This window comes from Arthrobacter sp. Soil_N43, assembly GCF_057655195.1.
The window spans coordinates 1-8,735 of record NZ_JBDGML010000009.1; the positions used below are offsets into that span (position 1 = coordinate 1).

The following is an 8,735-nucleotide window of genomic DNA, read 5'->3' on the forward strand; positions in this document are numbered from 1 at the left end:
CCGGTCGACCGCGGCGGCGGAGAGTAACTGCAGGTGCTCGGCCCGGCGCGAAATCTCCTCGGCCACCTCGGCGAAGTCCGCAGCCTCCCGGAACCCAGCCAGTGCCAGCTCCCCGGGCGCGGACTCCACCGCCGATTCCAATACCGCCAGGCAGTGCCGCAGATTAACGGAACCACCGCCGTCGGACGCCGAGCGAAGGCCACCAGAAGCCGCAAGGGGAACGCGGCGGCTCCCCAGCAGGGCAGCCGCACTGACGCCGGGCGTTGGCGCCTGGCCTGCGGTGTGAACCGCTGCGTCTTCCCCCATGGCTTCCATGGGAAAACTCTGTCAGAGGGGTCTGACATTCTTAGCGCGTTAGGAAAGATCGATGGAAAGAGGAATTCTGACGGGATGAAACCGCGGACCTGCTTAGGTCTCGGAGACTGAGGACTCGCGCTTCAACGAGCCGCCATCTGGACCGGAGCGGGACGAAGACGGTTCCTTCTGCCAAGGCCAGCGGCCGGTGATTTCCAGCTCCAGTGAGAAGCTCAGGAAGGTACGGATGAGGACGATGAGCCCCAGCACGCCGACGCTTTCATAGGTCGGGGCCACAGCCACTGTGCGGATAATGTCAGCCGCCACAAGGAGCTCCAGTCCGAGCAGAATGGAGCGCCCGAGCAGTTGGCGGTAGGCGCGGTAAACAGACATCCGCTCGGCGTCTGCGGGCAGTCGGCGTGGCTGGTATCCGCGTAACGCCATGGGGATCGAGACGACGGCGCCGATGACCATCACAGCTACGCCTGCAAAGTCCACCAACCTGCCGACTGCTTCAATGATGTGCTGAAAATCCACCAGGCCCCCGTTGAGTGTCGGAATCGTGTCCGGTCCGCAGTCTTGCTCCCGGTTGTCTCGGCTCGGCTCCACTTGCCGGCCAAGAACAGCCTACGGGTGGCGCACGCCAACGCCCGCAAGGATGGCGCGATATCCCTCCCGGAACGTCGGATAGACCAAGGAGTAGCCCGTTCCCCGCAGCAACTTGTTGCTGCACCGCTTGTTGCCGCCGCGCCCGTCGCCGGCATTGCCCGACGGCGGGCCTTCAAGTCCCAGTTCTGCGGCCAGGAACCGCAGGACGTCACCGAGTTCGGCCGGGTCGTTGTCGACGCCCACATAGACGGGAGCGGGTTCATCGTCCATAGTGCACAGCTGGACGATGGCGCCGGCGGCGTCGTCGCGGTGGATGCGGTTCGTATAGCGCGGGGTATCGGGGATCACGGCGGTCCCGTTGCGGACCTGGTCGATCAGCCTCGTTCGCCCGGGGCCGTAGATGCCTCCGAGACGGAGAACCACTGCGGCTGTTGGCGTTTCGCGCAGGCGCTCGTGGAGAAGATCCTCTGCTTCGCGGAGGATGCGGCCAGAGAAGCTGCCCGGCATCGCCGTCGTGCTTTCGTCGACCCAATCGCCGCCGGCGTCGCCGTACACGGCGGTCGAGGAGACGAACAGGACGCGTCGCGGAGTAACGCCGTCGCGTTCGAGGGCGTCCAGGACATGCGAAATGCCGCTCACGTAGGCGGTGCGGTAGGCTTCCTCGCTTGGCGAATCAGCAGCAACAGAGATGACGACGGCGGTGGTGTCCGCCGGGATCGGCGGAAGGCCGGGGGAGCTCAGGTCTGCAGCGACCCCCTTTATCTCCGGCGGCAGTTTCGACGGTGACCGCCGCCAGCCCACCACGGTATGCCCGGCAGCGGCGAACCGCAGGCCGGCTTCGGTGCCCAGATCGCCGCAACCGGCCACAAGGATAGTCATACGTGCCAGTCTGCCAGCTCGCCCGGGAGAGCCGTGAACTGGCGGTCACTCCCGGCGGTCAGTGCTGTGGGGCAGTTTTGGCCACGGAAGGCGTGGGCCGAGGAGCTGGCGGGGCCGATTGCTGCAGCTGAGACAGCACGTTGAAGAAAATGCCGAGAAGAAAGACTGTCACCACCAGCGGCAAGACCATGCGCAGGCAGCCCGTGGACCTCTTGCGATTCGGGCCCCTAGGGCGCGTGGGTGGGTGAACAGGCATCTGACGTTCACTCCGCCAGTGTGCTAGTGATGCTGCCGGCCCTGCGGTGGGCGAGAAGTCTGTGGCGCTGCTGGGCGCAGTGCGCGTAGTCAGCAGCGGCGGACTCGTTCGCCCCGACAACAGCTCCATCAAGTAGTGGTGGATGATCTCCACGGTCACGGAGTCCAGCACGGCAGGGAGGGCACAAACGGCGTCACGGAGGGTATCCAAGCCTTGGACCATTGCACCGCTGGCCGTCATGCCATGCATTGCTGGCTGTCCCACCATGCAAAGCCAGCCTTGGGCGTAGCGGCGGTGGTGCGGTTCCAGCAGCGCGGCCACGGCGGCACACTGCTCGACTGCGCCGGAGACTTCCCGCTCCCGGGAGGATCCGTTCTGCCGTAGCATACCGTCGCGGAGAGATACGTTGCCGGACCAGTTCTTCGCATCAACAACAATGACTCCGCCTGGACCGACGAGGACATGGTCCAGATTGGCTTTGGGCCGTCCAGGCCAGCGTACGTCGTGCAGAACCCGCCAGCCTTGCGTCTGCAGCTCATCCAGTACGCGCGCGACGCGGGCCTCCCCTTCGGCGCCTGCTATCCATGCCCGCTCCACGCGTTCGGCATGATCAAGCTGCAGCCGAAGCTTCGCCACACGTTCCGCTGCCAGGCGAGCCTGCTCCACAGCCCCGTGGCCTGCCCCCATTTGGTCCCCAATCCATATACCGCGTGCGACCACGGCGAGGCGCACGAGGACCACTGTATGCGATCGGAACATCGCGGGGACAGGCCTCCTCGGGCGTCAAGCACGCTGCAGGTTCGTCAGAGCGCAGGGACCGGGAAGAACACCCGCGGGTCCTGCAACAGGGCCGGGTAGTCGAACGCGGAACGGTCGATGATCTCGGTGACTTTGAAGTTCCGCCCGAAGCGGCCGTCGTCGAGCGTGATGGGGCGCCCAAGGACCATGCCGACAGCGAACCTGCTGCCGCCCTCAAGGGGAACGGCCACGGGGGTCTTGCCGGGAAGGGTGGAGAACGCCGCTTCCTGGCGCTGGCGTTTCCGCGACGGCTTCTTGACTTGCTGCTTGGGAGGCAGCTTGCGGGCGACCTTCAGCGGCCGGCGGGAGCCTGAGTCCGCGTAGACCGGCTGGTAGTCGTCCTCCGCGTTCCCTGCGTTGACTGCCGCCTGGGCGGCACGACCCACGGCCGGCAGCCCTACTTTGTCCAGGCGCTCCGGGTCGATGTCGCCAACGTGTTCGCGCAGGATCCACAGGACATCGCCGTCAGGATCCTCGGGCAGGAACTCGTGGCGCGGCTCCGGCCAGACATACTCGAGGTCGGGCTCGGTGTCGGGGAAAACCGGCGTGTAGAAGCGCGGGTCTTTCCTGATCAGGTTGGAGCGGTGGCTCAGGTGCAGCTCGGGATCGCCCAACCACGGCGGCATGGGGATCTTGGAAGCGTAATCGGGGTGGGCCGCCTGCGGGGCGAATTCGCGGATGTTGTCGCGCGTGTTGTCCGCGAAGCCGCGCTTGGCCCATTCGTCGGCCATGGCCAGGCCGTACATGGTCAGGGCCGGGACGTAACCCATCCACATGCGGATGGCGGGATGTGACTGCCAGCCGTACTCCGGGATCACCAGCGCACGGAGTGTTTGCAGCGCCTCGACGCGCTGCTTGCCGAGCCTGGCGGGGTCCAACGCAGCGGCGCTTTGCTGGAAATCGGGATAGGGAAGGAAGGTCTGCATCCTTTCAGTCTGAGGCCCCGCGCCTAATGTGCCAATTACGGTGTCACGGCCCACACGGTTTCCGTGTGACGGCCGCCGCAGCATGTTCACTATGTGGACTGATGCATACAGAGGGGGTGGCCAACCACTAAGATAGCCGAAACCCAAACAGCGTCTGGAAGCCCTCACATGACCCTCACCTCCCCTGCGCCGTTAGTAACTGCGCCTGCAGCATCGAAATCACACGCGTCACAGGCACCCCAGCCGTTCGTTCCGAAGTACGGCAAGATGCTTGATCCCGAGGCGAACGGCATCCTGGTTCTCGACGAGTTCACGCTGGATCCGGCGGCCGCGCGCAAGGAACAGCACGGCTTCCGTGCCGCGCTGGCGTCCGTCACGCTGACCCTTCGCCGGCTGGTCGCACTCCGCCTCGTTATCGCTATCGTGGCCATTGCGAATCTGCCGCTGTTCCTGATGTCGACCGGCTGGTGGATCTACGCCGTTTCGTTGTCCGTGGTCATCGGAGTGCACTTGGCCGTGAACTGGCTGAACCGCCACGAGCCGCGCGTGAAGCAGCGCCACGAGCTGGAACTCCACCGGCACCGTGAGCGCAGCGCCAACTACCGCAAAGTCCGCGACGCCGTGAAGTTTGTCATTGACACGCCGTCCCGGATGAACGAGCACCTCTACCTCGAGCTGCTCCACGCAAAGCGCGTCGCCCTGCACCTCACCTCGGGCACCGTGGCCCTGCTGGATACGAGCGACGACGCCGCCTGGAAAGTGCGCATCGTCCGCGAACTGCCGACGGCCGCCTGAGCGCGACTTACGCACAACAACCTAGACACAAACGACGCCGGGACGTCCTCCTCAAGGGGGCGTCCCGGCGTCGTACGTGCACAAGGGCGGCTTAACCGCGCGACGCCGGAACTCGCCTCGAAGAGGCGGGTCCTGGCGTCGGCGCTGGTCAACACTTAAAGAACAACGCCGGGCACCCCGCAAACGGGTGCCCGGCGTTGTTCTGCAGACAGACAGTTGCTGTCAGCAGGCCACCTAGTTAGGCGGGAAGCTGCAGAACCTGGCCAACGAACACCAGGTCGGGATCGGTGATGGAGTCGGCGTTGGCGTCGGCAAGGCTCTGCCATCCGCCCGTCACGCCGAGCTTTTCAGCGATCTTGCTCAGGGTGTCGCCGGACTGAATGGTGTAGGTCTCGCCGCTCAGGGCAACGGGAGCCGCGTGCTTGGCGTGGGTCTGCACGGGGGCCGGTGCCTGAACGGGAGCCTGTACCGGGGCCTGGGCAACGGGAGCCGCCTGGACCTGGACGGGTGCTGCCTGGGCCGGAGCGGCCTGAACCGGCGCGCTCTGCGGCTGGATCTGCGGAGCAGCTGCTCCACCGCCGCCGCTCAGTCCGAGCTTGGCGGCGCAGGCAGGCCATGCGCCCCAGCCCTGCGTGGCCTGGACCTTCTCGGCTACAGCGATCTGCTGGGCGCGGGAGGCGTTTTCAGGCGCACCCGTGCCGCCGAAGCCGGCCCAGGTCTGCGGGGTGAACTGCAGGCCGCCGGAGAAACCGTTGCCGGTGTTGATGGCCCAGTTGCCGCCGCTCTCGCACTGCGCGAGGGCGTCCCAGGTGGAACCGCTGGTGGCGGTGGGGGCTGCGGCGTTGGCTGCGGTGGCGGACAGAGCCAGGCCAGCAGCGGAAACGGCGACAAGAGTTGCGCCGCGGCGCGCGGCAGTAGTGAAAGTGGACTTCTTCATGGTGGGATGCTCCTGAGGCCACCCGCGCTCGGTCCGTCCCCGGACGTTGTCGCGCTACCGCCCGCCCCTGACAAGCTAGAGGTCATTACGGTGTCCGCCGGCCGGGCAGTAACTGGTGGAGGCGGCACCGGGCATTCAAGGGGCCCGCATCGCGCGGGCATGTGTTCAACCGTAAGGCAGCCGGGCTCCGTTATCAAATCGAGATCATTCTTGACAGCCGAGTCTTGACAGTCGAGTCTTGACAGCCGAGCACGGGCGAGCCGGCAGAGGGGTCAGGACGGGCTGGCCCCGCCCGGGCGCCCCTGCCTCAGGATTTCAGGGCTGAAGCCAGATAGGGCGCCGTCCGACTGTCCTGTGACCGCGCGACGGCGGCCGCTGTTCCGGCCGCGACGATCTCACCGCCGGCGTCACCTCCGGCCGGGCCAAGATCGATGACCCAGTCGGCGGCGGCCACGACGTCCATTTCGTGTTCCACGACGACGACGGTATTGCCGGCATCGACCAGGCGGTGGAGCTGCGTCATGAGCAATTGGACGTCCGCCGGGTGCAGCCCCGTGGTGGGTTCGTCGAGCACATAGAGCGTGTGTCCCCGGCTGGCCCGCTGCAGTTCGGTGGCGAGCTTGATGCGCTGTGCCTCGCCGCCGGAAAGCTCCGTGGCCGGCTGGCCGAGGCGGAGGTAGCCCAAACCCACTTCCCGCAAGGTCTGCAGGCTGCGCGCCGCGGAAGGAACGTCGGCCAGGAACTCGGAGGCCGCGTTCACCGTCATGCCCAGGACCTCGGCAACATTCTTGCCGCGGTAGGTCACCTCAAGGGTTTCTGGGTTGTAGCGGGAACCCTGGCATTCCGGGCAGGGGCCGTAGCTGCCGGGCAGAAACAGCAGCTCCACGGCCACGAACCCCTCGCCCTGGCAGGTTTCGCAGCGCCCGCCGACAACGTTGAACGAGAATCGTCCGGCGCCGAAACCGCGGGACTTGGCCTCGTCTGTGGCGGCGAACTCCTTGCGGACCGCGTCGAAGAGTCCGGTGTAGGTGGCGAGGTTGGAGCGCGGTGTCCGGCCGATCGGTTTCTGGTCCACCTTGACCAACCGGTCCACAAGGTCCAGGCCCGAGACAGGCCCGACCGTCAACGGCGCTGTAAGCCCGCCGCTGCCGCCACCGAGTAGGTCTGGCTCCGCATCGGAACCAGGACCGGGGCTGGCCTCGGCATTGGTATCCGGATGCAGCCGGGCTCCCACCACTTCGGCGAGCACCTGGCTGACCAGGGTCGACTTGCCCGAGCCGGAGACCCCCGTCACCGCGGTGAGGACGCCGAGCGGGAAGTCGGCATCGAGTTCGCGCAGGTTGTGACGGCTGATGTCGCGCAGTTCCAGCCAGCCGTCCGGCTCTCGGAGGGCGCCGCGCCGACCGCCGCCGTCGGTACCGCCGTCGACCCCCACCTGTGGCAGAGCCCCGCCGGAACGGTTGCCGAACAGGAAGGGCCGGGTGACGGACTCCTCGACGTCGGCCAGGCCGGCCACGGGGCCGCTGTAAAGGACTTCGCCGCCGCCCTCGCCGGCCCGCGGACCCACGTCCACCAGCCAGTCGGCGCGGCGCACCACATCCATGTTGTGCTCCACCACGAACACCGAGTTGCCGGAGGACTTGAGCTGGTCGAGGACAGCCAGCAGGGGTTCGGCGTCGGCAGGATGCAGGCCGGCGGAGGGCTCGTCCAGCACGTAGATCACGCCGAACAACCCGGAGCGCAGTTGGGTCGCGATGCGAAGCCGCTGCATTTCACCGGGGGAGAGGGTCGGCGTGGAGCGTCCCAGCGCCAGGTAGCCGAGGCCGAGGTCCAGCAGCACAGTGATCCGCTGCAGCAGGTCACGGGTGATGGCGACAGCAACCTCATTGTGTTCACCGGAAGTCTGCTTGCGCGATGCGGTGGCCGACTCTGTCAGTTCAGTGGTGGGCCTGATGATGTCCGCGAGTTCGGCCATGGGCACGGCGTTCAGGTCGGCGATGGTGTGACCGGCGAAGGTCACAGCCAGCGCGTCCGGCGTCAGGCCCGTGCCGCCGCAGCGGGGGCACGGCCCGGTTTCCATGAACTTCAGCACCCGTTCCCGCATGGTGTTGCTCTTGGAGTCCGCCAGGGTGTGCAGGACGTAGCTCTTCGCGCTCCAGAACCGTCCCTTGTAGGGCTTGGCGACGCGGTCGCGCTGGGGCGTCACCTCCACCACCGGCTGTTCCTCGGTGAACAGGATCCAGTCGCGGTGCTTCTTCGGCAGCTTCCGCCAGGGCGTGTCAACGTCATAGCCGAGGTGGGTGAGGATGTCGCGCAGGTTCTTGCCCTGCCACGCGCCGGGCCACGCGGCGACGGCCCCTTCACGGATGGTGAGGGACTCGTCCGGAACCAGGGATTTCTCGCTGACGGTGTGGGCGATGCCCAGGCCGTGGCATTCCGGGCAGGCGCCGGCGGCGGTGTTGGGTGAGAAAGCGTCCGAGTCCAGTTGCGCTGACCCCGCCGGATACGTCCCGGCGCGGGAAAACAGCATGCGCAGGGAGTTCGAGAGGGTGGTGACGGTGCCCACCGTTGAACGGCTGCTGGGGGTGCCGCGGCGCTGTTGAAGTGCGACGGCCGGTGGCAGCCCGGTGATCATTTCCACCTTGGGGTTGTGCCCCTGCTGGATGAGGCGGCGGGCGTACGGCGCCACGGATTCGAAATAGCGGCGCTGTGCCTCGGCGTAAATGGTTCCGAACGCCAGCGAGGACTTGCCGGAGCCGGAGACGCCGGTGAAGGCGACGATGGCGTCGCGCGGGACATCTACGTCCACGTTGCGCAGGTTGTTCTCCCGGGCGCCGCGCACCCGCACAAAGCCGTCCGCAGGGTGGTCGAGTAAGAGGCCCGGCTCCAGATCCGGCAGACGGGCAGCGTGCTGTTCACTTCGCATCCATTCGACTCTAGCGGTGATGTCCGGCCCGGGGACTATTCTTGCGGTGTGAACACTTATGACGGTGCCGCCGAACCGGCCGATCTAGCCCCACTTCCCAACGAATCGGACGGCCATGCAGCACCGCCGGTCATGCCCTTGGCTGAATTGCACCTGCACATTGAAGGGACCCTGGAACCCGAACTGATCTTCGCGCTGGCCGAGCGCAACGGGATTGAGCTTCCGTATGCAGATCTTGATGAGCTGCGGGCGCGGTACGAATTCACGGATCTGCAGTCGTTCCTGGATCTCTACTACGCCAACATGTCGGTGCTG

7 protein-coding genes and 2 pseudogenes are annotated in these 8,735 nt (G+C 66.5%); 2 read left to right on the forward strand and 7 right to left on the reverse strand.

Going from position 1 to position 8,735, the window contains the following annotated elements; genetic code table 11:
• The 5 genes and pseudogenes from AC3A3W_RS00175 to AC3A3W_RS00195 form a co-directional block, all read right to left on the reverse strand.
• Positions 1–315: pseudogene (locus AC3A3W_RS00175) on the reverse strand (HNH endonuclease signature motif containing protein); the annotation flags it as partial.
• Positions 316–408: 93 nt separating this feature from the next.
• A complete protein-coding gene (locus AC3A3W_RS00180; protein ID WP_487439876.1) occupies positions 409–831 on the reverse strand; it encodes a DUF1622 domain-containing protein in 423 nt (140 codons plus the stop codon).
• A gap of 90 nt (positions 832–921) precedes the next feature.
• Positions 922–1,782, reverse strand: a complete 861-nt coding sequence (locus AC3A3W_RS00185; RefSeq protein WP_487439877.1) for an SDR family oxidoreductase — start codon at positions 1,780–1,782, stop codon at positions 922–924.
• Between the two features lie 58 nt (positions 1,783–1,840).
• Positions 1,841–2,725, reverse strand: coding sequence for a nuclease-related domain-containing protein (locus AC3A3W_RS00190; protein ID WP_487439879.1), 885 nt, complete (start codon positions 2,723–2,725; stop codon positions 1,841–1,843).
• Between the two features lie 116 nt (positions 2,726–2,841).
• Positions 2,842–3,762, reverse strand: a complete 921-nt coding sequence (locus tag AC3A3W_RS00195) for an MSMEG_6728 family protein (RefSeq protein ID WP_487439880.1) — start codon at positions 3,760–3,762, stop codon at positions 2,842–2,844.
• A gap of 267 nt (positions 3,763–4,029) precedes the next feature.
• On the opposite strand from AC3A3W_RS00195, the gene AC3A3W_RS00200 reads away from it, so the two are divergent.
• Positions 4,030–4,557 (forward strand): hypothetical protein, encoded by a 528-nt coding sequence (locus AC3A3W_RS00200; RefSeq protein ID WP_487439884.1) that lies wholly within the window; start codon positions 4,030–4,032, stop codon positions 4,555–4,557.
• 238 nt (positions 4,558–4,795) lie between these two features.
• Here AC3A3W_RS00200 and AC3A3W_RS00205 read toward each other — a convergent pair whose 3' ends face one another.
• Positions 4,796–5,494: a transglycosylase family protein gene (locus tag AC3A3W_RS00205; protein WP_487439881.1), complete on the reverse strand. Its 699-nt coding sequence runs from the start codon at positions 5,492–5,494 to the stop codon at positions 4,796–4,798.
• Positions 5,495–5,801: 307 nt separating this feature from the next.
• Positions 5,802–8,420 (reverse strand): excinuclease ABC subunit UvrA, encoded by a 2,619-nt coding sequence (locus tag AC3A3W_RS00210; RefSeq protein WP_487439882.1) that lies wholly within the window; start codon positions 8,418–8,420, stop codon positions 5,802–5,804.
• Between the two features lie 48 nt (positions 8,421–8,468).
• On the opposite strand from AC3A3W_RS00210, the pseudogene AC3A3W_RS00215 reads away from it, so the two are divergent.
• Positions 8,469–8,735, forward strand: a pseudogene (locus tag AC3A3W_RS00215) (adenosine deaminase); the annotation flags it as partial.

Coding starts and splice junctions, on each gene's coding strand:
- AC3A3W_RS00185 (WP_487439877.1), bottom strand. CDS start 1,782: ATGACTATCCTTGTGGCCGGTTGCGGCGATCTGGGCACCGAAGCCGGC.
- AC3A3W_RS00190 (WP_487439879.1), bottom strand. CDS start 2,725: ATGGGGGCAGGCCACGGGGCTGTGGAGCAGGCTCGCCTGGCAGCGGAA.
- AC3A3W_RS00195 (WP_487439880.1), bottom strand. CDS start 3,762: ATGCAGACCTTCCTTCCCTATCCCGATTTCCAGCAAAGCGCCGCTGCG.
- AC3A3W_RS00200 (WP_487439884.1), top strand. CDS start 4,030: ATGCTTGATCCCGAGGCGAACGGCATCCTGGTTCTCGACGAGTTCACG.
- AC3A3W_RS00205 (WP_487439881.1), bottom strand. CDS start 5,494: ATGAAGAAGTCCACTTTCACTACTGCCGCGCGCCGCGGCGCAACTCTT.
- AC3A3W_RS00210 (WP_487439882.1), bottom strand. CDS start 8,420: ATGCGAAGTGAACAGCACGCTGCCCGTCTGCCGGATCTGGAGCCGGGC.